Below are 22031 nucleotides of genomic sequence, written 5' to 3' on the forward strand. Positions count from 1 at the left end.
GTACCTTCAAAAAATAATGTATTTTAGAATGAATTACCCAAGTAAAGTATTGGAACGTGCGGTAGAAGAAATGGCGAATTTACCAGGAATAGGGAAGAGAACAGCTTTACGTTTGGTGCTTCATATGTTAAATCGTCCTAAATCGCAAACGGTTGCTTTGGCCGAAGCATTGGATAAATTAGTTGATGAGGTAAAATATTGTCAAAAATGCCATACTATTTCAGACCATGATGTGTGTGAAATTTGTATTAATCCATTACGCGAACAAGATTTGGTATGTGTAGTGGAAGATGTACGTGATGTAATGGCGATTGAAAATACAGGTCAATTTAAAGGAACTTACCATGTATTAGGTGGTAAAATTTCGCCAATGGAAGGTGTAGGTCCTGGGCAATTAAATATTAATTCTTTAATTAATCGAGCGAAAAATGGAGAAATTAGAGAAATTATCTTTGCCTTAAGTTCGACAATGGAAGGCGATACAACCGTTTTCTATCTCTATCGTCAATTAAAAGATTACAACATTCAGTTTTCTACAATCGCACGTGGTCTTGGAGTAGGAGATGAGCTTGAATATGCTGACGAAGCTACTTTGGTACGATCTATTCAATATCGTGTGCCATATTCGGATCAAAAATTTTAGATTAAAATAACTTATTTAAATCAATCCATTATGCAAAATAAAATTCTAATTGTTTGTTTTGATACTCCATATCCGTCGAATTATGGAGGTGTGATTGATATTGAAAGAAAGTTTGAATATTTTAATTCGAGAAATTTAAAAGTTGATTTAATTTGTACTTGTTTTGATGAAGATAGAAAACAATATTTCGAAAAATTTATAAAACAGAATAAAACGATAATCGAATATTATCATATAGAATTGATTAAAGTTTCGCCTTTAAAAGCTTTAAAATTATTCAAATTAAAACCTTTTTCAGTTGAGGTTCGTTCGATTGATTTTTCGTCGATTAATTTTCTTAAAACGGAGAATTACAAAGTTGTTTTGGTTGAACATATGAAAACAACTAAATCAATAAAGCAATTGATTTCTATTTTTGATCAAAGAAATCTTCAACCAGAATTTTGGTTGAGATTACACAATGATGAAGCTGCGTATTATAAAAATATGTTTAAAGCATCAAATGGTCTAAAAACATTATTTTTCTTGAGTGAAAGTTGGAAGTATACAATTTATGAATCTCAGATTTTAAACAGTAATTTTTTCAAGGGATTTCTTTACATCTCTGAAAAAGATAAATTGAATTTTCATCATAAATCGAAAATAGATACAATTCATCGTTTATTACCAATTTACCAAACTGCAACTAATCCGATTCAGAATTCTAATAAACCGTTAGACTTTTTTTACATCGGGAATTTAGATTTAGATGATAATCTAAAGGCATTAAAAAAGATGAATTCATTTTTAGTGAAGCATAATTTAACTTCTTTTAAAATTGTAATTGCAGGAAAATGCTCTTCAGAAAAAAGGGAAGATTTAGTTAAAAATAGTTTTAGCTTTTCTGAAAATATTTCATTTAAGTTTAATGTCAGTAATGAAGAATTACAAAACTTATATCAAGATGCGAAGTTCTTTTTGAATTTTTCTGAAAATGAAAGTGGTGTAAAAACTAAATTAATTGAAGCTTTGGAAAATAAAATTCCGATTATTTCTGATTTTGAAGGAGCTGAAGGAAGTGGTTACGAAAACGAAATTTTAAAAGCTGAAGAATTAGAAATAGATTATCTTCATGAATTATTGAATTCCAATAACTCATATTCGAACTATTTAGATAAATTTACTTCAAGAATACAAACAAAAGAAAATTCGATTGTCAATTATTACGACGATTGGTTAAAGCAATAAACTAATTTTGATGAAAGTAATAAATTTTGAGCAGAAAAATTTTGATGATTTTTTAGAAAATACTCTAAAGGATTGGAAAAATGATTCATCAAAAATATTGGTTTTAGGAATCAAGGAAGGAGGTGTTTATCTTGCTGAAAATGTTTTTCAAGTATTGAGGAATTCAGCTAATCAAGTTGATTTAAAATTCATCAAATGTCAAAGACCATCGACTTCGGTTAAAAAGAAAAATGAATTTAGAAAGGCTTTTATTCAAACTATTTTTAAAATTTCACCTGTTATTATTTTAGATTTATTACGAAATGTTGAACATTATTTTCTGACTAAAAAATCAATCGAATATAACAGAGAAATTATTTTAGACGAGATTATAAATTTTAATCTTTATGATAAGATTGTAATTGTTGATGATGCAGTAGATTCTGGAGTTACTTTACAAAAAGTAAATAATTATGTTCAGAGTTTAGCAGTTAAAACTACTAAAGTAAAAAGTTTGGCTGTAGTTATTACAAGTAATAACGCAATTGTAACGCCAGATTTTTATTTGTATAAAGATGTATTAATCCGATTTCCTTGGTCATTAGATGGATAAGAAAGCAGTATTTGATTTTGATAAAACATTGGTAACTGTAAATACATTTCCTATTTGGATTGTGTTTGTAATTACTTATTCGACTGTTAAATTAGATTTTAAATCAGAAATTGTTCAATTACTTTGGAAGAGAAAAATTTCTAAAATAATCTCACACGATCAGTTTAAATCAGATTTATTGAAAGTAGAATTAGAAGAAAAGTATCATCTTATTTTTGCAAAATTTATTTCAAATTTCAAAAATGAAAAATGTATCAATGAATTGACTCAACTTAAAAATCAGAATTATAAAATCGCAATTTCATCAGCAGCTCCCGAACATTATTTAAAAGCTACAATTAATCAAATATTTCCCAATCATCAATTTTTAGTGATTGGAGCAAATCTTAAAGGGAATCAATTTTCAGGAAATTATAAAGAGGAAAAGAGGAAAAATTTAATCCAAAGTGGATTTATAAAATTTTCAGAAGAAATAGATCTATTTTATACAGATTCTTTTGATGATTATGCATTAGCTCAACAAGCTAATCAATTGATTTTAGTTTCGCCTGATAAAGAATCTTACAGAAAGTTTAAAGAAACTTATAATAAAGAAATTAAAATAATATAAAAAAAGCTGGATTTTAAAATCCAGCTTTTTCATATTATTATTTTACAGAATCAGTTATTACTTCTTCAACTACAACAGCAGCAGAGTCAGTTTTTACCTCTTCTTTGTGTTCTTCACCGTGGTGACCACCAGCGATAGCTTCAGTGCGGTGGTGTACGTCATCTGCAGTGTATGCATCGTGTTCTACAGGTAAAACTCCATGATTTCCTCCTGGTTTAGAAGAACAAGAAACAGCTAACATAGCAACTACTGCTAAAAATCCTAATTTTTTCATGTCTACAACTTTTATGTAAAAGATATTTTTAATTCTAAAAAATGATATACAAAATTAACTAAAATGTTCGTTTTAAAGAAATTTTATTTTAATTCGCCTATCTTCTGAATACCACCTTTTGTGATATCTCCAATTTTCACATCGATTTGAGTACCTAATGGTAAATAAATATCGACACGAGAACCAAATTTAATAAATCCGTATTCTTGTCCAGCAACAGCTTTATCGTCTTCTTTAGAGTAATTTACAATACGACGAGCAACTGCACCAGCAATTTGACGGAATACTACTTTCGTGTTGTTTTTAGTTTGTACAACAACTGTTGTTCTTTCGTTTAATTCTGATGATTTCGGATGAAATGCAACTAAGAATTTTCCTGGATGATATTTAGAAAATGTTACTTTTCCATTTACAGGATAACGTGTAACGTGAACATTTAAAGGAGTCATGAAAATAGATAACTGAATACATTTTTCCTTTAAAATTTCAGGTTCGTATACTTCTTCTAAAACTACAACTTTTCCATCTACTGGAGCAATGATACAATTTTCTGAAGAGTCTGTTTCTCTGATAGGATTTCTAAAGAACCAAACAATGAATCCGAATAAAATCCAAAACGGTAGTGATAATAAAATTCCATACGATGGAAGATAATATCCCAACGCAACAGTTATCACTGCAAATAATACCAAGCATCCAATTAAAATGGATGTACCTTCTCTGTGAAGTTTCATAAAGTGTATACTAATAAATAATATAAATAGATAAACGGAACCACAAATATAAAACTATCTAATCTATCTAAAAAACCTCCGTGACCTGGAATTAGGTTTCCACTGTCTTTTACACCGAAAAATCGTTTTAATTTTGATTCAGCTAAGTCACCGATAGGTCCAAAAAACGCTATGATAACTCCAATGATAGTCCAATCTATTTTAATGTTTTGATCAAAGTAAGTTTCGATAATATATCCTCCTAAAATAGTGAATATGAACCCGCCTGCAAATCCTTCCCATGTTTTTGCACCTGAAATTTTTGGAGCAAATTTGTGCTTTCCAAATAAGTTTCCAGCGATGTACGCAAAAGAATCACTTGTCCACAATAGAATAAATACAAATAACAATTCAGGGTACATTTTATTTTCACCAAGGTTAAAACCGAATGTAGGAATCGTAAATGCAAGTATAAAAGGAAGTACAACATAAACTACCGCTAAAGTAGCTTTCGCGAAATCATTTTTTAATTCTCTTGTCGAGAAAAATATAGTAAATGCAGCAATTGTAAATAATACAGGAGCAATTAATGATTTTGAATTTAAGAAGAAATCAAAATGATTATCACCGCTTTCAAAAACAGATAAGAATTCTTTTCCAAATAATATGAATAAGAAGATAGAAGCGACAATACTTCCGATAAGATAAAGTTTATCTGATAATCCTGTTAATTTTATAAACTCGTAAAGGGAAAACCCTGCGAATAAAAACATTAAACCTATTAAACCGTAAGGGTGAATTGTGGTACCTAAAAAGATAACGAGAGCGTAAATTATTCCGGAGATTGCTCTGGGGATAAAATTTTTCATGATAAATCGTCTACCAATAATAGATAAATATTCTTTGCGTTAGGAATAGAACTAAAACTGTGCATATCCTTTCCTCTAATACAAGTAATGTTTGATGGTAGATTGTCTTTTTTTAAAGATTTTAATTTTTGTAAAGCATCGCTCAAATTAAGCGCAAATTGCTTTGGTTTTGCCCAAATAATAAAGTTTAAAGGAAATTCTTCAACTTTTCTTCCGGCTGTTTGGTGTGCGGATATCATTATACTTCCGTCATATGCACAAAGAAATTCACAATTTAGAAATGAGAAACCTTGTGGTAATTCCGTCGGATTTAATGAGTATGAAATATCAATTTTTTCTAACTTGGTTTGTAAGTTAGGATCTACACAAATTACTTTCGAAGCGTTTTCGTATTTGATTATTTGATGAAGGTTATGAAGTGCTTCTTCTTCATTTCCACAATAAAGGAAATGACCACCACCTGCATTAAAATTCGTAGCAAATAATTCGTCTAAAGAAGTTTCAGGAATAGAGTTGTCTTGCCCGAAAATATCAACGTTTTTGTTGGTTTCTTCAGCATCCTCTTTAGTGTTTTTATTTAATAGTTTTTTAATAGCTTTCCACATGAATTACCATGTTTTTATACAAAACATCAATTAAGTGTTTAAAGTTAGTGATTTTTATTAATTAAAAAAGCAGGAAATAAAAAAACACATCCTAAGATGTGTTTTTTAAAGAAATATTATTCGTTTATGATTTCTGTTTCAGTTTTTGGTTCTTCAACAACTGTAGGTTTTTCTTCTTCAATTGTCACCTCTTGATGAGGCCTTGGACCAAAAATTTCTTCTAAATCTTCTTTAAAGATAACTTCCTTGTCAATTAATTTCTGAGCAAGTAAATCTACTTTATCGCGATTAGCTCTTAAAATATCTTTTGCTCTTTCATATTGACCTTCAATCATCGCTTTAATTTCGCGATCGATTAATTGAGCAGTTACTTCTGAATAAGGTTTAGAGAATCCGTATTCATTTTGACCTGATGAGTCATAATAAGAAATGTTACCAACTTCTTTGTTTAAACCATAAATGGTAATCATTGCGTTGGCTTGTTTTGTAACTTTTTCTAAATCACTTAAAGCTCCAGTAGAAATGTCACCGAAAACAACTTCTTCGGCAGCACGTCCACCCATTGTTGTACACATTTCGTCTAACATTTGCTCTGTTGTAGTAATTTGTCTTTCTTCTGGTAAATACCAAGCGGCACCTAAAGAACGTCCACGAGGAACAATAGTTACTTTAACTAACGGAGCGGCATGCTCTGTTAACCAACCAATAGCTGCGTGACCAGCTTCGTGGTAAGCGATACGTTTCTTTTCTTGTGGTTTAATTACTTTACTTTTCTTTTCAAGTCCACCAATAATACGGTCAACTGCATCTAAGAAATCTTGTTTTTCTACCACTTCTTTGTTTTTACGAGCAGCAACTAAAGCTGATTCGTTACAAACATTAAAGATATCTGCACCAGAGAAACCTGGAGTTTGTTTTGCTAAGAAATCAACATCAACATCTTCACCTAATTTTAATGGACGTAAGTGAACTTTGAAAATTTCTTTACGCTCATTTAATTCTGGTAAATCAACATGAACTGTACGGTCAAAACGACCAGGACGAGTTAATGCTTTATCTAAGATATCAGCACGGTTAGTAGCAGCAAGTACAATTACATTTGCTTCAGTACCGAAACCATCCATCTCTGTTAATAATTGGTTTAATGTATTTTCGCGTTCGTCGTTTGATCCTGAAAAATTAGATTTTCCACGAGCACGTCCAATTGCATCAATCTCATCAATAAAGATAATTGAAGGAGATTTTTCTTTTGCATTTTTGAATAAATCACGTACACGAGAAGCACCTACACCTACAAACATCTCAACGAAATCAGATCCAGATAAAGAAAAGAAAGGAACTTTTGCTTCACCTGCTACAGCTTTTGCTAATAATGTTTTACCTGTACCTGGAGGTCCTACTAATAATGCACCTTTAGGAATTTTACCTCCTAATTTTGTAAATTTTTCAGGGTTACGTAAAAATTCTACAATTTCTTCGATTTCTTCTTTAGCACCTTCTAATCCAGCTACATCTTTGAAAGTTGTTTTGATATGATCTTCCCCTTCAAATAATTTAGCTTTAGATTTTCCAACGTTAAAAATTCCACCTTGGCCTCCGCCACCTGATCCACCCATCTTACGGAATAAGAAGAAGTAGATTACTCCAATAAACGCCATCCAAATTAAAATTTGAATAAACATTTTACTGAAAGCATCAGGAGTTTTAGTATTTAACTTTACATTTTTGTTTGGACTTTTAGCAACGATTTCGTTAAATTCTTTTTCAAAATTACCAGCATCGGCAACTGTAAAAGAGAAATTAGGACTTACACCACTACTTAAAGTAGGAAAATTAGATTCTTGATTTTTAAATTGCTTAAATTCTTCAGTATTTAATGCAGCATCAGATAAATAAACCCCAACTTTATTACTTTCTAAATCTAAATCAACCTGGTCAATGTATCCTTTTTGTATGTAAGAATTAAACGTTCCGCGGTCTAAGTTTTTAGTTTGTCCACTAATGCTAGGAACAAACAGAAAGAAGCCAATTAGAATTAATCCAATTATGGCATAAATCCATGTTGGATTAAAACCTTTGGGTTTAAAATTATTTTTTTTCAATTTCTTTTTGGTTTCGTTTTAAATTCGATTAATAGTTCATTTCGATACGAGTTTCTACTGCATCACCCCATAAACCTTCGATGTCGTAGAATCCTCTGTATTCGTCTTGGAAGATATGAACGATTACATTCGTGTAATCCATTAAAATCCAGTGTTTGTTTTGAGTACCTTCAACGCTGTAAGGTCTCTCGTGCATTTCAGTTTTTACAGTTCTTTCAATTGAAGCTGCAATACCACTAACTTGTGTGTTTGACTTACCATTACAAATTACGAAATATTGAGCAAATGCATTTTCAATTTCTCTTAAATCTAAAATTGTAATTTCTTCTCCCTTAACATTTGTAATTCCATCAACAATGCTATCCAATAAGTCTTTTGTATATTGTGTATCTATCATCTTATATTATGTAAACGGCAAATTTAATTAATCTTAGGGAATAATTAAAGATTTTAAAATAACTTTAACCACTTATTTAATCAAGTCGAGAAAAATGAAAATTATCACATTTGATACACTTCCAAATACGAATGATTATTTATCTGAATTATCCAAAAAAGATGCCAACTCTTGGACTGTCATACATACCTATAATCAAACCAATGGAAGAGGTTATGCAGGAAATAGATGGATAGAAGAAGGAAATAAAAATTTAACCTTTAGTTTATTGATAAAAAGTGATTTAGAATATATGGAGTTGATTTATTTAAATCAATGGATTGCTAATTCTATATACAAATCGCTAAGTCAATATAGTAAAGGGTTTGAGATAAAATGGCCCAATGATATAATTCTTAATAGCAAAAAAGTTTGTGGAGTTTTAGTTGAAAATTCTAAGTCAAAAAATATTATGAGTTCAGTGATTGGAATCGGTGTAAATTTGAATGAAACTGATTTTAATCATTTACCTAAAGCAACTTCTTTGGCAAAAGAAACTGACAAAACATATGACATATTGACTATTTTAGAAGATATGATTCATACTTTTAAAGATGAATACCATTTAATTGAAAGTAAAAGTTTTGTTGAAATTAGTACTTTTTACAACAATAATTTATTTAGAAAAGATGTAGTTTCTACATTTATTGAAAATGGAGTAGAAGTAAAAGGTATTATAAGAGAAGCAACGAATAGAGGTACTTTAATTATTGAAATAAATGAAGAAAGACGCGAATTTTTACATAAACAGATAGAACTTGTTTTTTAATCGTCTTTAATAAAGTATTTTTGTGTTATGGAAGAATATGTAGTATTGGTTAATCGCGAGGATAAGGAATTAGGTTTGATGGAAAAACAGCAAGCTCATGTAGCTGGTTTACTTCATCGTGCTTTTTCTGTGTTTGTTTTTAATTCTAAAGGAGAGTTAATGTTACAACAGCGTGCTGCCTCAAAATATCATTCGCCAACTTTGTGGACTAATACATGTTGTAGTCATCCACGTGAAAATGAAACCTACGAACAAGCTGCTCATCGTAGAATGGAGGAAGAAATGGGATTTGATTGCGATTTATCGTATAAATTTCATTTTATTTATAGAGCCAATTTAGATAATGGTTTAACAGAACACGAGTTAGATCATGTTTTTATTGGAACTTATGATGGAGAACCAAAAATGAATACGGAAGAAGTGATGGCTTATCGTTGGGTAGAAATGGATGATCTAAAAAAAGACATGCAAAAAAATCCACAAAATTATACCGCTTGGTTTAAGATTATTTTTGATCAATATATTTCACATATCGAAGCATAAATTTTAGCACAAATGAAAGTAACAATTAACCGTAAGGCACATTTTAATGCCGCACACCGATTAAATAATCCAAATTGGAGTGATGAAAAGAATCGTGAAGTTTTTGGGAAATGTTCAAATCCTAATTACCATGGACACAATTACGAATTGATTGTTAGTGTAAAAGGTGAGGTTGATCCAGAAAGTGGATTTGTGATGAATCTTGATGTTTTAAGAAGAATTATTGAAGATGAAGTAGAGGAATATTTAGATCATAAAAATTTAAATTTAGATATTGAATATTTTAAAACGATAAATCCAACAGCAGAAAATATTGTTGTTTTAATTTGGAATCGAATACGAGCAAAATTGAATAATGATTTAGAATTAAAAGTTACACTTTACGAAACACCAAGAAATTACGTAGAATACGAAGGAGATTAATATGAAATTAGGAGAACACATTCCGTCATTTTCTTTGGAAGATAACAAAGGAAACTGGTTTAATTCGGACGAATATTTACATAAGAAATACTTTGTTTTGTTTTTTTACCCGATGGATTTTACGCCAGGTTGTACCAAAGAAGCGTGTAGTTTTAGAGATATAAAAACAGAATTTGATCAGTTAGACGCTATTATTTTGGGAATAAACGGTCAATCGACTTCTTCTCATGATAAATTTGTGAAGAAACACGATTTAAATTATCCATTACTTTCAGATAAAAATGCAGTTTTAACGAAACGATTAGGAGTAAAAAAGACTTTTGGATTAATTACACCACGAGAAACATTCGTGTTTAATAAAGAAGGAAAATTAATTAAACATATCGCATCAAATAGAGCTGATTTACATATAGAAGAAGCATTACAAGCAATAAAAAAAGACCAAGAAAATTAATCTTGGTCTTTTTTATTTCTATTAATAAACCATGTTCTGATAAAAGTTCTGTATACGAAAAATATAGCTGCTCCAATAAGTGAATAAATCAACATAGAAGTCATATCACTTTTATCAAAAAGGTATTTCATTCCGAATAACACGATGAAGAAAACTCCTGTTAAAAATAAATTTTGTTTCATTTAACAAAGATAACTTTTCTATTTCTTTAAGATCAATAAAGATCCAATTTCTTGTAACTTTTCAGATTCAGCTAACTGATTTGGATTTGTTCCAGGTTCGTCTTGTGGAACATTTAAGTTCTTTTTTCTGTAAAACTCTATCCAAAAATCATCAATTTTACCAGTTTTTGGATTGGTAAAATTCATAGGAATTAATTCAAAAATAGAATCTTTTCTAAAAGAACGTTCAATAAAATCTGAACAATAAAGTGTTTCATCATTCAAAATATATTCCCAATTATATGATTTTCCTAACATTGATTTTGCAGTTATAATCGCATCCGGAATTGTGTGTTGAAATTCAGCTTTCAAACGATATATTACAATCTTATTATTTTTTTCGGTTTGCGAATGGTAGAAATGATTGATTTCTTCGCGTTGTGATCCGCCAAATGGAGCGGCATGTAACACGAAAATAGAATCATTTGTTATTTCAATCAATCCAATATGGTCATAATTTCGTTTTTCGGAAATCTGTGTTACACGATTTATCGCACCCGAAAGTTCTTCTATTTGCGCTCCAACAAAAATCAAATCACCATTATATAAATTTTTTATTGATATTGATGAATTTGAACTTTTTTCAGAGTTAGGATCTATCGGTAATGATATATTTTTAGTACAACTATTCATATTAAAAAAGAATAAAGACAATATTAATATAAGAAAAACATTTATTATTTTTTTCATTCGTAATTATTTGTATTTTTAAACTCTATTATAAAGGTATAGTTTATGGATTATAAAAAGGGTTTAACAACTACAATTATACTACTATTAATTGGACTTGGTGTTGCAATTATTGTAGGTGGTAATCAAGGTCGTGATGTTTTCTTTATCAACGATTTTAATGCAATTGTTAATAACTCTATTCCAGGAAATAAAAATAAAGATTATACTTATCAAATTGTACGACTAAAAGGAGAAGTTAACGATACAATTATTGTAAAACCTTGCGAAACTTGTAAAGAAGTAAAGCTAGTAGGTGATATAAGTGTAAAGTTTAAAAATGAGTTTGAATCTGGGACTTCAAGATTTAGTTTCGATCCGTATAAAGCAACTTCAGGAAAACTAAAAATAGTTCATAAAATTCGATAGACTGATTATGTAAGTTTGTTTACTTTGCCAATAAAATTCCTTATTTTTGGAAGAATTAATAAAACAAGCAAACATAACATGAAATTAACTGCATTAAACCAAAAGCACAAAGATTTAGGTGCGAAAATGGTTCCTTTTGCTGGATATGAAATGCCAGTTCAGTACGCAGGTGTAAACCAAGAACACTTTGTAGTTCGTGAAAAAGTAGGGGTTTTCGACGTTTCTCACATGGGACAATTCTTTTTAAAAGGTGAAAAAGCAACTGATTTATTACAATATTTATTAACAAATGATGTAACGAAAGTAGCAATTGGTCAAGCGCAATACAATGCAATGCCAAATGAAAAAGGTGGTATTGTTGATGACTTAATTATCTACAAAATTGCTGATGACGAATGGTTAGCTGTAGTAAACGCTTCTAATATTGATAAAGATTGGGAATGGATGAACAAGCACAATACTTTTGGTGTTGAGTTAACTAATAAATCAGACGATATGTCTTTATTAGCAATTCAAGGTCCTAAAGCAATTGAGGCGATGCAATCTTTAACAGATATTAAATTAGCTGAAATTCCTTTCTATCACTTTGCTATTGGAACATTTGCAGGTTTTGATAATGTTATTATTTCTGCAACAGGTTACACTGGTTCTGGAGGTTTTGAAATTTATTTTATGAATGATCAAGCTGAAGGAATGTGGGATAAAGTAATGGAAGCTGGTAAGGCATACGAGATTGAACCTTGTGGTTTAGCTGCTCGTGATACATTACGTTTAGAAAAAGGTTACTGTTTATACGGAAATGATATCAATGACGAAACTACTCCGTTAGAAGCTGGTTTAGGTTGGGTAACTAAATTAGATACAGGATTTATTTCTTCTGATATTTTAAAAACTCAGAAAGAAGCAGGAGTTGAGAAGAAATTAGTAGGTTTCAAAATGATTGAAAGAGGAATTCCTCGTCATGATTATAAAGTTGTTGATGATTATGAAAATACAATTGGTATTGTAACATCAGGAACTCAATCACCAATGTTAAAACAAGGTATTGGCTTAGCTTACGTACATGTAGATTTTGCTAAAGTTGGTACAAATATTAGAATTCAGATTCGTGATAAAAATGTTTTAGCAGAGGTTGTTAAATTACCTTTCGTTTAAAATATATCTAAAAAAAATAGAAAAGGCTAATCCATATATGAATAGCCTTTTTTTTTGTTTTGAAGTATTGTTAATAAAATGTATTTAATTATTATATATTGTTTTTTTATTTATGGTATTATTGTAAATAATATAAATATTTAATTATTTTAATATTTAGTTAACTTTTCATTATGTTTTAATAAAAAATGAAATCTATATTTGTGTAACACAGTTCCTGAAATTGTCTATAGGAAAGGAATTAACACTAATTATGAATTAAGAAATCCCATCGAGTAGTCGATGGGATTTTTCTTTTTCTTATAAAAAAACTGCTTAACAGAAAAGATAAGCAGTTTTATATATTATAAATCTTCGTCGTATAAATCAATGATAGGACGAGGGTCTTTTTTCTTTATTTGATATATCCAGTAAACGAAAACTCCAATTCCATTTCCAAGGATAATGGCTAAAATCCATAATAAACGATCATCGCTTTCCATTAAATTAGGATTTTTAACAGCATGTACAACATAATATATAAATGAAATAACACCTAAGAAGAATCCTAAAAACACTAAGAAAATAAAAATAACAAGATTTCCTAGTAAGGAAACTAACATTGATTTTGAAGCTCCTTCGTGTCCTAATTGAGAATCTATAGTTCCGAATAGTGAAAAGAAAATTACGAAATAACTTAGCATTGCTAAGATGAAAATAGCTAAAGGAATGATAGCTAAAACAGTTTGTAATTTAGAGTTATTTAACAAAGATGTTAAATCTCTATCCAATATTGGCATTGTTTTCATTTGAAAAATACGCTTTTATTTTTTCTGCACGGGATTTCCCGATTATGTTGGTTAATTCTTCCAAAGATGCAGATTTTATTTTTTGTACAGTCTTAAAATTTGTTAATAATTCTTTAATTGTTTGCGGCCCTACACCAGGAATATCGTCTAATTCAGATTTAAATGCATTATTACTTCTTCTGTTTCTATGACGAGTAATCCCAAATCGGTGTGATTCATCACGAACGTGTTGTAATACTTTTAAGGTTTCAGACGTTTTATCTAAATATAAAGGATAAGGATCTCCTGGATAATAAATTTCTTCCAAACGTTTAGCAATTCCGATAACAGATACTTTTCCTCTTAATCCTAATCGATCTATCGAATTTAATGCTGAACTTAATTGACCTTTTCCACCATCTATCAAAATCAAATCTGGTAATGCTTCGCCTTCAGCTAAAACACGAGAATAACGACGATAGATTACTTCTTCCATAGTAGCAAAATCATTCGGACCTTCTACAGTTTTTACATTAAAAATTCTGTAATCTTTTTTGCTTGGTTTTCCGTCTTTAAAAACAACACAAGCCGAAACTGGATTTGTTCCTTGGATATTCGAGTTATCAAAACCTTCGATATGTCTAGGTTCAACGGGTAAACGTAAATCAGTTTTCATCTGACTCATGATACGATTTGTATGACGATCAGGATCTACGATTTTTGTCTGTTTTAATTGTTCTAAACGAAATATTCTTGTGTTTTTAAGCGATAAATCAATGATATGTTTCTTTTCTCCGATTTTGGGTACGATTATTTTTCTGAATGGAATTTCGATACTCAACTCAAATGGGACATAAATTTCTTTTGAATTTAGATTAAATCTTTCCGAAAAATCAATAATTGCGCGTTCCAATAAATCTTCGTCAGATTCTTCTAATTTTTTCTTCCATTCTTCGGTATGCGATTGGATAATAGCACCTTGATAAATTTTCATAAAATTGATGTAGGCGTATTCTTCGTCAGAAGTAATTGAAAACACATCAACATTTGTAATCGTCGGAGAGACAATTGTAGATTTTGCTTGATAATTTACTAAAGCATCTAATTTATCTTTTACGATTTGTGCTTTTTCAAATTCAAGATTAGACGCATATTTCGTCATTTTATCAATAAGATAGTTTTTAGCTTCGCTAAATTCACCTTTAATAATATTACGAATTGCGTCTATTTGTTCATTGTAATCTTCTTCAGTTTGATGATTTTCACATGGTCCTAAACAATTTCCAATATGGTATTCTAAACAAACTTTGAATTTATGATTTTCAATATTCTTTTCACTTAAATCATAACTACAACTACGTACTTGGTATAAATCTTTGATCAAACCCAATAAAACTTTCATCGTTCTAATGTTAGAATATGGACCAAAATATTCAGAACCATCTTTGATTACATTTCTTGTCGAAAAAATTCGAGGAAATCGTTCTTTTTTGATGCAAATCCAAGGATAGGTTTTATCATCTTTAAGTAAGATATTGTAACGCGGTTGATGCTCTTTGATTAAATTATTTTCTAATAAAAGAGCATCATATTCAGAATTGACATTAATCGTCTCGATGTTGTCAATGTTTTTAACCAACACGCGCAGGCGATTAGAGTCATGTGTTTTATTGAAATAAGAATTGACACGTCGTTTTAAGTTTTTAGCTTTTCCGACGTATAATAAATCCCCATTTTTATTATAATATTGATAAACTCCTGGAGTTTCGGGTAATGAGGCTAATTTTAATTTAACGTTCTCGTTCATTAATCAACTGCAACAATATTTACTTTTTCGTGTGCTTCATCAATATAAATCAATAATTTTTCTTTGATTGTATATCCTAATTGTTGGAAAAAACTTGCGTATTGATTGATTTGAAAATGATGTGTTGTTTCGGGTTGACCAGTTTTGTAATCGATAATGGTACAATTATTTTCATTGTCAATTACAATACGATCGGCACGAAATATTTCACCACTTGCATCAATAAAATCACGCTCGTTTAGCACTTTTAATCCTTTTGCAAAATACGGAACTAAAACTGAATCGGACAGAATAATTTCAATTCCTTTTTTTATCCTTTGTAAGTTTTCTGCAGAAATTGTTCCACGCTGATGTTCTAATTCAATTGCTTTATCAACATCATCCGTAGTTTTTATTTGCGCTAATACATTATGTATTGCATTGGCATATTCTGTTAATTCTAATTTTTTCTGCGAACGTTCAGAATTTGTATTAACTGATAATTTATTATTCCAATCCAACGAATGAAGTTTAATTTCAGTTGAATCGTTTGGTTTGGTTTTAATTTCACTTAATCGTTTTGGTGTTCCAAATAATATTGCAGTATCCTCTGTAACGCCTTTAGACGAAACATAATCTTGAATATAATTTGCAATAGTTTTGGTTTTGGAAGTTTCTTTCGGTTTTAAAGCAATCAAAAATAATTGTTCTTTAGCACGAGTTGTCGCTACATACAAGGTGTTAATTTCGTCCATTTGAACAAGATTTTCTTCCTCTTGAATTGCAGTTCGAATTGATTCGTTTTGAATTGTTTTTAAATCGTTGTTAATTCCTAAATAGAAATTATCAAACGGATTTACTTCTGTTTTTTCTAAAGGAATCCAAATTTTATTATTTTTTGGAGTCCAATCTAAAAACGGAATAATTACAACTGGGAATTCTAATCCTTTCGATTTATGAATCGTCATAATTTGTACTGCATCAACACCTTTTGGCGTTTTAACTGATGATTTATCTTTTGCAGTTTGCCAATATTCTAAAAACGAATTTAAATCAGATTCATTTTTAGATGTATATTCTAAAATAACATCTAAAAAAGTAAGAATGTAAGCCGGTGATTTTTCTTCTAGATTTAAAGCACGAATGGCTTTTTCTGTAAAATCATACAACGATAAATTTTCATTTTTGATAAAAGTTAAATCAATGTTTAATTCTTTCATCAAGTTTAAAAATCCGTCTAATTTATTGTTAATTGCTTTTTCGATAGTAGAGGTTAAATCGTCAGAAGCAAACAATTCTAACTCATAAGCAACCATTATAAAACGAATTTTACTTTGTTCGTCCAATTGATTTGCAGCAATCTTGAACAAGTATTCTAATAATTGAATTTCGTACGAATTCTTTAATAATAAAGCCTCGTTAGAGATTACAACAATTTCGTTTTCGGTTAAATGTTTTGCAATAGCAATTCCTTGCGCATTACTACGAACCAAAATTGCAATATCACTTAACGAAAATCCATTTGCTTTACATTGGTTGATATAATCCAAAACATAGGTTAAATTTTCTTCTTTAAATTGATCTTTAGAACGTTCTAATTGTTCAATAAATTGAATGTGAACGTAACCATCTTTACGGAAATTAGAATTTTGTTTATTTCCGTCTTTATATAATTGCTGAAATCCTTCTAAATTTAATTGAGGCGCAATGTATGAGTATAATTCGTTATTGAATTGAATGATATTTTCGTGGCTTCGCCAATTGGTGTCTAATTCTTGAACCTTGATGTTTAAATCTTCTTTATTTTCGATTAATCCAATCATTTGTGCAGGATTTCCTCCACGCCAACGATAAATGGATTGTTTTGCGTCGCCAACTAACATAATGGTGTCGGATTGAGCGCGTGCATTTTCAATCAAAGGATCAAAATTTTGCCATTGCAGGGTAGAAGTGTCCTGAAACTCGTCAATAAAATAATGATTATAACGACTTCCGATTCGTTCGTAGATAAAGTTGGCTGGTTGATCGCGAAGATGTTTACTGATTTTGGTATTGAACTCGTTAATTAATAAAACATTCGATTCTTTTTTGATTGATTCTAATGATTTTTCTACTTCATTGATTAATGAAATTGAAGATATATTTTTCTGAATGTTAGAAAGTAAAATCAATTTGTCATTGATAGATTGTGCATGTACAAATAATGCTTTGATATCTGGAAAGATTTGTTCAGCCGTTGCATCTTTCACTTTATCTAAATATCCACCTTCAATATCTTTGATATTTGCATCTGTAGGTTGAATAATTCCAGCTCCGTCATATTTTTGCAATTTGGTAAAAAATGCTGCTACTCCGCGAGATTTCCCGGGAAGTTCGTTTGCTGAAATTCCATTTGCTTTTAAGATTTCGAAAAATGAATCACCAACTAATTTAATACCTTCTTTTAAAGTTTTTACATCATCAAAAATTGTTTTTCTATAAGCAACAAAATCATCTAAAGAAACATTTCGTAGATTTTCTAATTGTTCTAGATTTCGATCATTGGAGATGTTTACGGTATCAGAAGAAAGCGATTTACGAATATCCCACGATTTGTTATCGTCCATATTATCAATGGCGATAGAAATCATAGTTTCCGTTAATTTTTGATCTTCTCCGATTTTAGAATACAATAAATCTACCGATTCTTCGATGATTTCTTGCGTATTCATCTCGACATCAAAATTCATTGAAAGTCCTAAATCTTGAGCAAAAGATTTCATCAAACGTAAGTTGAATTTATCAATCGTAGAAATTGAAAATTTTGAATAATTGTGCAGAATGGCAATTAAGATTTTACGCGAACGTTCTTGAATAATGGTAGGTTCAAGATTTAATTCAGCGGAAAGCGTTAAAATATAATCATCAAAAGTTTTAGAAGTATCAGCTAATTCTTCTAAAGTTTCGATGATACGTTCTTTCATTTCATTAGCTGCTTTGTTGGTGAAAGTAATCGCCAAAATATGTTCGAAACGATAAACACTTTCATCCTTCAATAACAACGAAATAAATTCTTTAACTAATGTGTAGGTTTTACCTGCTCCGGCAGAAGCATTGTAAATCTTAAAATCGCCTGCTTGTAACAAATCAATAAATTTTTAGAAAGTTAATAATTCTAAACAAGATTATGAAATTTGTAAGCCAAACGATGTCGCATAAAAAAAGGAAGCGTAATTAGCTTCCTTTTTATATTATTATATTGATTTTAAAAAATGTATTTAATACCAACTTTAACACCATCGATTAGACCAGAATTGATTCCGAAATTGAAAGTATTTACTGCGTCACCTTCTTCAGGTTTAACAGCATTCCATCCTAATAATCCGAAAGTAGCTTCTAAAGACCAGTTTGGAGAGAAGAAGTAATCAAATCCAGGTGCAACTTCGATTCCGTAAGTAGTATATTTAATTTTTTCAGTATAATTATAAACTTCATATTTATTATTTCCGAAACCTACAGGAATTGCAGCTTGTCCGAAGATGTGAAAGTTATTAGAAATTGACCAATATTTTCTTGCGAATGGTTGAATTATAAATAAATTATTTTTTATTTGATTTTGAGATTCACCACTTTTTGAACCAACATAACCAACAGCTGCTCCGATTGCGATATCAGAAGTTACAAAGTTTCCTACAGCTGGTAAAATAGAGTAAGATTGAGAATCACCTTCATTTGTAGATGAGTATCCTGCTTGTCCCATCACGAACCATTTGTTTTCTAAACCTGTTTGTTCTTGTGCATTTACATTAGCTCCAAAAGCTAATAAAGTTACAGCTAAAATTAATTTTTTCATTATTTTTATTTTGCTACAAAGATATATTGATTATTAGTTGATTTTAAATGATTAATATCAGAATTAAATAAATTTATTTTTATTCAGTGTAAATTTAATGTAAACTAGTTTTTTTAGAAATATTATTTAATTGAAGAATAAAAAAAGGAAGCCGAATAGACTTCCTTAATAAGTGTTATAAGAAATTACTTTAATTTCTTTTGTTGTTTTTCTAGTTCTTTGATTCGTTTTTTAGTTTCTTTTTCTTTCGATTTTAATTGATCAAGTTCTTTAGAGATTTGTTCTTTTGTTTTCGGTTCAGTTTCTATGTAAAAACTTGACACTGTATAAGGTTGACCAGTTGTAATTTTAAATTCTCCATTATTTTTCAATAAAGATTTAACTTCTTTTTCTAATTCTTGTTTATCAATTTTTTTGGTGATATAAATAGGATCAATTTCTGTGTTCAAAATCTTATATTCAACACCGTCTTTATCTTTATAAACTGAAAATCCATTTTTAACTTCTATTTTACCTTTTGACGGAACAACAAATGATAATCTATTATTAATAGGAGGAATATTTTTTAATTCTTTTAAAGTGTTATCATCAATAACAATTGTTTCGTTTTTTGACGGAACTGAAGATTGACTAATTAATTTATCTTTCGAATCGAATACAAGAATTTTATCTTCAACTTTGATTACTTTAGTTCCATTTCTATTAATCATTTCTATTCCTGCAAAATTATTCACATTAATATCTTTCAATTTCGCCTTGATTGCTGGGGTAAGAATTTCATTTAATTTTATATTATCTAATTTCAAGATTGGAGAAGAATCTTCAATAAAATTTGATTTTACATAATATTTTAATGTATCCTTATTGTTTTTTATAATCTGGATTGAATTATCATTTTTATTAACATTCATGACAGCGATTTCAGATGGTTGAATATTTTTAAAATCGTTATCATTTATCACAATCTCTTTTACATTTTTGGCGATAGTATCGTTTCCTTTCAAAGTATAAGAATAGGTTTTAATTTTTTTGATTGTGTCAGTTTTTGAACCATCTGTGCTAATTCCAAGGTTAATAACTTTGACTTTATTGTCCAAAACTTTTTCTACTTTTTTAGCGTTTAGTTCAACTTCTTGTGCAAATGATTTTTGACTAAATAAAACAAATGCACTAAATATAAATGGAAATGTAGCGAATGATAAGATGCGTACTTTTCTTTTTGATGTATGTTTGGTCATCATTAATAGTCTTTTTTTGGTTAAAATAAAATTGAAATGACTTGCAACTGAGTTTTGAGATTGAGTCGCAATGCAATATAAAATTTGGTGTTGATAGGTTTTTACGTCGACGTCATTTTGTAAAACATATTCATCAGCCAAAAATTCGTGATTTAATTTGATTGATTTTTTATAGAGATAGATAAAAGGATTGAACCAGAATATAATCTGAAATAATTCGATAAATACAATATCCCAACTGTGTCTTTGAATGCAATGTGCCTTTTCGTGCTGAATTAAATTCGGATGAATGTCTTCGTAATTTTCTTGTGGAAGAAAGATGTAATTTAAGAAACTAAACGGTTGATCGGTTTTTTGATCCAATACATACGTGATTTCATCCATTTTGAATTTTTCATCTTGTTTGATTCGATAGCTAATGATTAGAATATTTAATGCAAATCGGATGAATAATCCAACACCGATAATTCCGTAAAATATATTGAAAATTTCTCCGTAATTCCAACCTGATTCTTGCTCCAATACTTGAGGATTGGCTAGTAAATAAGCCAACAATTCAGGCGAAAGATTAGTTTCTTCCATCGTTATCGGAAGTTCCATTTTGTAGAAAGGAGCAACCAACGAAAAGATTAACGAAAGCAGCAAATAAAATCGGTTGATTTTGTACATGCTTTCACGTTCAAGAAATACTTTATAAAACGAATATAAAAATCCTGAACAAAGAATAAATTTTAGAATATAAGCAACCATACGCTACTTTTTTTTGCGATCGATTTCGTTGTCAATTACTTCTCTTAATTTCTCTAATTCTTCTACACTCATTGTATTCGATTTTGCGAAAAACGAAGCAAATTGAGCAACTGAATTATTAAAGAAATTAGAAATCATTCCTTTTACTTCTTTAGAGAAATAATCATCTTTATTAACCAAAGGAAAATATAAACGAGAATTTCCTTGCTGTTCATAATCGATAAATCCTTTATCGTACATACGTTTTAATAACGTAGCAATCGTTGTTGCAGCTGGTTTAGGTTCTGCAGCTGCATCAATAATATCTTTGGCGTAAGCTTTTCCTTTCGACCAAATTACTTCCATTACTTCTTCTTCTTTCTTTGATAAATTCATACTTCTATAATTGTAGAACACTACAAATGTAGAATAAAATTTAATATCACCAACTTTTTAAGAAAAAATTAGTAAATAATTGGAGTTTATAAGGTTAATTGTTTTGGTTTTAGATTGTATGAAAAGTAGTTGACAAAATAAGGGCGACAGGGAATGCCATTTTAGCGAAGAATCTTTTTTTTGATTAAATTTCTTTAAACTGAAATAAATGGCATCTAAATCTAAGACGTGAAGAAAATAAATTGAATGAAGGAATAGAATGAATTAGTGAGCGAAAGCGAATCATTTAATTCATTCCCGAAATGAGATTTAATTTTAGTCGAATAGATTTTCAGCCTTGATTTTTTTGATTCGTTTTTTCAACAAGGAAAAAATGAATATCATTTTCGTCTAAGTTTTCGATATAAAAATCAAAGATTTTTACTAGAACTGACGAAATTGTTATCCAACAAAATGTTTCAGTATTAATTCAATTATTATGCGAAGCTGAAACAAGTTCCTTTAGATTTGAAAATCTTAAATTGTAATAAAAAAAAAGAAGAGAATAGA

The 22031-nt window shown here is 29.6% G+C and carries 24 protein-coding genes; 10 read left to right on the forward strand and 14 right to left on the reverse strand.

The features are described from left to right. Positions 1-28 precede the first annotated feature (28 nt). Genes recR through EAH69_RS03715 form a run of 4 tightly spaced genes read left to right on the forward strand, consistent with a single transcriptional unit; the run spans position 29 to position 3072 of the window. A complete protein-coding gene (gene recR, locus EAH69_RS03700) occupies positions 29-643 on the forward strand; it encodes a recombination mediator RecR (RefSeq protein WP_121933834.1) in 615 nt (204 codons plus the stop codon). Between the two features lie 30 nt (positions 644-673). Next, positions 674-1870, forward strand: coding sequence for a glycosyltransferase (locus EAH69_RS03705; protein ID WP_121933835.1), 1197 nt, complete (start codon positions 674-676; stop codon positions 1868-1870). 10 nt (positions 1871-1880) lie between these two features. Continuing rightward, positions 1881-2462, forward strand: a complete 582-nt coding sequence (locus tag EAH69_RS03710; protein WP_121933836.1) for a phosphoribosyltransferase family protein — start codon at positions 1881-1883, stop codon at positions 2460-2462. Continuing rightward, the gene (locus EAH69_RS03715) at positions 2455-3072 is read left to right on the forward strand and encodes a haloacid dehalogenase-like hydrolase (protein WP_121933837.1); all 618 of its coding nucleotides are present in this window, start codon (positions 2455-2457) and stop codon (positions 3070-3072) included. The genes EAH69_RS03710 and EAH69_RS03715 overlap by 8 nt, the downstream gene beginning before the upstream one ends. Positions 3073-3109: 37 nt before the next feature. Here the strand turns inward: EAH69_RS03715 and EAH69_RS03720 are convergent, their stop codons facing one another. From EAH69_RS03720 to rsfS, 6 genes are all read right to left on the reverse strand, one after another. After that, entirely contained in the window at positions 3110-3346 is a 237-nt protein-coding gene (locus EAH69_RS03720; protein WP_121933838.1) for a hypothetical protein, read from the reverse strand. 83 nt (positions 3347-3429) lie between these two features. Beyond that, complete coding sequence (locus EAH69_RS03725; protein WP_121933839.1) at positions 3430-4080, reverse strand: phosphatidylserine decarboxylase family protein; 651 nt, start codon at positions 4078-4080, stop codon at positions 3430-3432. Further along, entirely contained in the window at positions 4077-4928 is an 852-nt protein-coding gene (locus EAH69_RS03730; RefSeq protein WP_121933840.1) for a phosphatidate cytidylyltransferase, read from the reverse strand. Before EAH69_RS03730 ends, EAH69_RS03725 begins: the two co-directional genes overlap by 4 nt. Further along, positions 4925-5533, reverse strand: coding sequence for a hypothetical protein (locus EAH69_RS03735; RefSeq protein WP_121933841.1), 609 nt, complete (start codon positions 5531-5533; stop codon positions 4925-4927). The genes EAH69_RS03730 and EAH69_RS03735 overlap by 4 nt, the downstream gene beginning before the upstream one ends. Positions 5534-5649: 116 nt before the next feature. Then, on the reverse strand, positions 5650-7635 hold the full coding sequence (gene ftsH, locus EAH69_RS03740) for an ATP-dependent zinc metalloprotease FtsH (RefSeq protein ID WP_121933842.1): 1986 nt from the start codon (positions 7633-7635) through the stop codon (positions 5650-5652). A 28-nt stretch (positions 7636-7663) separates the two neighbouring features. Further along, positions 7664-8032 (reverse strand): ribosome silencing factor, encoded by a 369-nt coding sequence (gene rsfS / locus EAH69_RS03745; RefSeq protein ID WP_121933843.1) that lies wholly within the window; start codon positions 8030-8032, stop codon positions 7664-7666. Positions 8033-8126: 94 nt separating this feature from the next. Here rsfS and EAH69_RS03750 point away from each other — a divergent pair, with 94 nt between their 5' ends. From EAH69_RS03750 to EAH69_RS03765, 4 genes are read left to right on the forward strand one after another with little or no spacing between them, the layout of a single operon-like run. After that, on the forward strand, positions 8127-8840 hold the full coding sequence (locus EAH69_RS03750) for a biotin--[acetyl-CoA-carboxylase] ligase (protein ID WP_121933844.1): 714 nt from the start codon (positions 8127-8129) through the stop codon (positions 8838-8840). Positions 8841-8867: 27 nt separating this feature from the next. Further along, positions 8868-9383: an isopentenyl-diphosphate Delta-isomerase gene (gene idi, locus EAH69_RS03755; protein ID WP_121933845.1), complete on the forward strand. Its 516-nt coding sequence runs from the start codon at positions 8868-8870 to the stop codon at positions 9381-9383. Between the two features lie 12 nt (positions 9384-9395). After that, positions 9396-9806, forward strand: coding sequence for a 6-pyruvoyl trahydropterin synthase family protein (locus EAH69_RS03760; RefSeq protein WP_121933846.1), 411 nt, complete (start codon positions 9396-9398; stop codon positions 9804-9806). 1 nt (position 9807) lies between these two features. Next, positions 9808-10260 carry a peroxiredoxin gene (locus EAH69_RS03765; RefSeq protein ID WP_121933847.1) on the forward strand — a complete coding sequence of 151 codons (453 nt, stop codon included), beginning with the start codon at positions 9808-9810 and terminating at the stop codon, positions 10258-10260. On the opposite strand, the gene EAH69_RS03770 is transcribed toward EAH69_RS03765, so the two are convergent. After that, positions 10257-10442, reverse strand: a complete 186-nt coding sequence (locus EAH69_RS03770; protein ID WP_121933848.1) for a hypothetical protein — start codon at positions 10440-10442, stop codon at positions 10257-10259. The genes EAH69_RS03765 and EAH69_RS03770 overlap by 4 nt on opposite strands. Before the next feature lie 18 nt (positions 10443-10460). Next, entirely contained in the window at positions 10461-11171 is a 711-nt protein-coding gene (locus EAH69_RS03775) for a YiiX/YebB-like N1pC/P60 family cysteine hydrolase (RefSeq protein WP_230466689.1), read from the reverse strand. Between the two features lie 45 nt (positions 11172-11216). Between EAH69_RS03775 and EAH69_RS03780 the strand changes: the two genes are divergently transcribed. Together EAH69_RS03780 and gcvT are read left to right on the forward strand one after the other, a co-directional pair. Next, entirely contained in the window at positions 11217-11579 is a 363-nt protein-coding gene (locus tag EAH69_RS03780) for a hypothetical protein (protein ID WP_121933850.1), read from the forward strand. 78 nt (positions 11580-11657) lie between these two features. Continuing rightward, the gene (gene gcvT, locus EAH69_RS03785) at positions 11658-12734 is read left to right on the forward strand and encodes a glycine cleavage system aminomethyltransferase GcvT (RefSeq protein ID WP_121933851.1); all 1077 of its coding nucleotides are present in this window, start codon (positions 11658-11660) and stop codon (positions 12732-12734) included. A gap of 344 nt (positions 12735-13078) precedes the next feature. Here the strand turns inward: gcvT and EAH69_RS03790 are convergent, their stop codons facing one another. The 6 genes from EAH69_RS03790 to EAH69_RS03815 form a co-directional block, all read right to left on the reverse strand. After that, the gene (locus EAH69_RS03790; RefSeq protein ID WP_121933852.1) at positions 13079-13522 is read right to left on the reverse strand and encodes a hypothetical protein; all 444 of its coding nucleotides are present in this window, start codon (positions 13520-13522) and stop codon (positions 13079-13081) included. Then, complete coding sequence (uvrC, locus tag EAH69_RS03795) at positions 13497-15308, reverse strand: excinuclease ABC subunit UvrC (protein ID WP_121933853.1); 1812 nt, start codon at positions 15306-15308, stop codon at positions 13497-13499. Before uvrC ends, EAH69_RS03790 begins: the two co-directional genes overlap by 26 nt. After that, positions 15308-18412, reverse strand: coding sequence for a UvrD-helicase domain-containing protein (locus EAH69_RS03800; protein WP_121933854.1), 3105 nt, complete (start codon positions 18410-18412; stop codon positions 15308-15310). The genes uvrC and EAH69_RS03800 overlap by 1 nt, the downstream gene beginning before the upstream one ends. A 119-nt stretch (positions 18413-18531) precedes the next feature. After that, positions 18532-19119: a porin family protein gene (locus EAH69_RS03805; protein WP_121933855.1), complete on the reverse strand. Its 588-nt coding sequence runs from the start codon at positions 19117-19119 to the stop codon at positions 18532-18534. A 185-nt stretch (positions 19120-19304) separates the two neighbouring features. Continuing rightward, positions 19305-20957 (reverse strand): M56 family metallopeptidase, encoded by a 1653-nt coding sequence (locus EAH69_RS03810; protein ID WP_230466690.1) that lies wholly within the window; start codon positions 20955-20957, stop codon positions 19305-19307. 153 nt (positions 20958-21110) lie between these two features. Then, positions 21111-21482, reverse strand: a complete 372-nt coding sequence (locus EAH69_RS03815; protein ID WP_121933857.1) for a BlaI/MecI/CopY family transcriptional regulator — start codon at positions 21480-21482, stop codon at positions 21111-21113. Positions 21483-22031 lie beyond the last annotated feature (549 nt).

It is taken from the genome of Faecalibacter macacae, from assembly GCF_003687725.1.
GTDB classification, from domain to species: Bacteria; Bacteroidota; Bacteroidia; order Flavobacteriales; family Weeksellaceae; genus Empedobacter; species Empedobacter macacae.

Bases quoted from the DNA above. Each gene is read 5' to 3' on its own strand.
- recR (WP_121933834.1), top strand. From the start codon at position 29: ATGAATTACCCAAGTAAAGTATTGGAACGTGCGGTAGAAGAAATGGCG.
- EAH69_RS03735 (WP_121933841.1), bottom strand. From the start codon at position 5,533: ATGTGGAAAGCTATTAAAAAACTATTAAATAAAAACACTAAAGAGGAT.
- EAH69_RS03790 (WP_121933852.1), bottom strand. From the start codon at position 13,522: ATGAAAACAATGCCAATATTGGATAGAGATTTAACATCTTTGTTAAAT.
- idi (WP_121933845.1), top strand. From the start codon at position 8,868: ATGGAAGAATATGTAGTATTGGTTAATCGCGAGGATAAGGAATTAGGT.
- uvrC (WP_121933853.1), bottom strand. From the start codon at position 15,308: ATGAACGAGAACGTTAAATTAAAATTAGCCTCATTACCCGAAACTCCA.
- EAH69_RS03805 (WP_121933855.1), bottom strand. From the start codon at position 19,119: ATGAAAAAATTAATTTTAGCTGTAACTTTATTAGCTTTTGGAGCTAAT.
- EAH69_RS03770 (WP_121933848.1), bottom strand. From the start codon at position 10,442: ATGAAACAAAATTTATTTTTAACAGGAGTTTTCTTCATCGTGTTATTC.
- EAH69_RS03780 (WP_121933850.1), top strand. From the start codon at position 11,217: ATGGATTATAAAAAGGGTTTAACAACTACAATTATACTACTATTAATT.
- EAH69_RS03815 (WP_121933857.1), bottom strand. From the start codon at position 21,482: ATGAATTTATCAAAGAAAGAAGAAGAAGTAATGGAAGTAATTTGGTCG.
- EAH69_RS03760 (WP_121933846.1), top strand. From the start codon at position 9,396: ATGAAAGTAACAATTAACCGTAAGGCACATTTTAATGCCGCACACCGA.
- EAH69_RS03705 (WP_121933835.1), top strand. From the start codon at position 674: ATGCAAAATAAAATTCTAATTGTTTGTTTTGATACTCCATATCCGTCG.
- gcvT (WP_121933851.1), top strand. From the start codon at position 11,658: ATGAAATTAACTGCATTAAACCAAAAGCACAAAGATTTAGGTGCGAAA.
- EAH69_RS03725 (WP_121933839.1), bottom strand. From the start codon at position 4,080: ATGAAACTTCACAGAGAAGGTACATCCATTTTAATTGGATGCTTGGTA.
- rsfS (WP_121933843.1), bottom strand. From the start codon at position 8,032: ATGATAGATACACAATATACAAAAGACTTATTGGATAGCATTGTTGAT.
- EAH69_RS03750 (WP_121933844.1), top strand. From the start codon at position 8,127: ATGAAAATTATCACATTTGATACACTTCCAAATACGAATGATTATTTA.
- EAH69_RS03730 (WP_121933840.1), bottom strand. From the start codon at position 4,928: ATGAAAAATTTTATCCCCAGAGCAATCTCCGGAATAATTTACGCTCTC.
- EAH69_RS03715 (WP_121933837.1), top strand. From the start codon at position 2,455: ATGGATAAGAAAGCAGTATTTGATTTTGATAAAACATTGGTAACTGTA.
- EAH69_RS03765 (WP_121933847.1), top strand. From the start codon at position 9,808: ATGAAATTAGGAGAACACATTCCGTCATTTTCTTTGGAAGATAACAAA.
- EAH69_RS03720 (WP_121933838.1), bottom strand. From the start codon at position 3,346: ATGAAAAAATTAGGATTTTTAGCAGTAGTTGCTATGTTAGCTGTTTCT.
- EAH69_RS03775 (WP_230466689.1), bottom strand. From the start codon at position 11,171: ATGAAAAAAATAATAAATGTTTTTCTTATATTAATATTGTCTTTATTC.
- EAH69_RS03810 (WP_230466690.1), bottom strand. From the start codon at position 20,957: ATGGAACTTCCGATAACGATGGAAGAAACTAATCTTTCGCCTGAATTG.
- EAH69_RS03710 (WP_121933836.1), top strand. From the start codon at position 1,881: ATGAAAGTAATAAATTTTGAGCAGAAAAATTTTGATGATTTTTTAGAA.